Below are 613 nucleotides of genomic sequence, written 5' to 3'. Positions count from 1 at the left end.
CAACGGCGGAGACAGACATGCGCGGTGCAGACGAGACGAGCGGGTCGCTGTTCAGCTATGTCGATCTCGAGGCGCGTATCCCGGCGCGGCATCCGCTGCGGAAGATCCGGCAGGTGGTGAATGACGCGCTCGACAGCCTCGATGGCGACTTCGACGTGCTCTACGCCGACTTTGGCCGTCCCTCGATTGCGCCGGAACGCCTGATCCGGGCCAGCCTGCTCCAGATCCTCTACTCGGTCCGGTCCGAACGGCAGCTGATGGAGCAGCTGGACTATAACCTTCTGTTCCGCTGGTTCGTGGGGCTCGGCATCGATGACGCCATTTGGGTTCCGACCGTGTTCAGCAAGAACCGCGACCGCCTGTTGACGACGGACATGTCACGCAAGGTGATGGCCGCCATCCTGGCCCACCGCGAGGTCGCGCCACTGCTGTCGGATGACCACTTCTCCGTCGACGGTACGCTGGTGAAGGCCTGGGCATCGATGAAGAGCGTCCGGCCCAAGGAGGACGGCAGGCAACCGGAGGACGGTGATCGCGGCGATCCGGGCGATCCTCCGGCACAGGATGCCGCCCCGCAAGACCCGTCCCCGCAGCCCGATCCGGAACCCCGCCC

Annotated in this window: 1 protein-coding gene; it reads left to right on the top strand. The window is 65.9% G+C overall.

Annotated features, from left to right (window positions below; all coding sequences use genetic code 11):
• Nucleotides 1–17: 17 nt before the first annotated feature.
• The coding region (locus tag HC022_RS28315; RefSeq protein WP_167454574.1) for a transposase at nt 18–613 on the top strand (596 nt) is incomplete at its 3' end.

The sequence above is a fragment of the Salipiger sp. HF18 genome (genome assembly GCF_011806505.1).
Classification (GTDB): Bacteria; Pseudomonadota; Alphaproteobacteria; order Rhodobacterales; family Rhodobacteraceae; genus Salipiger; species Salipiger thiooxidans.
Note: the sequence above shows the minus strand (reverse complement) of the source record. Positions and strands in the feature narration are given on the sequence as shown.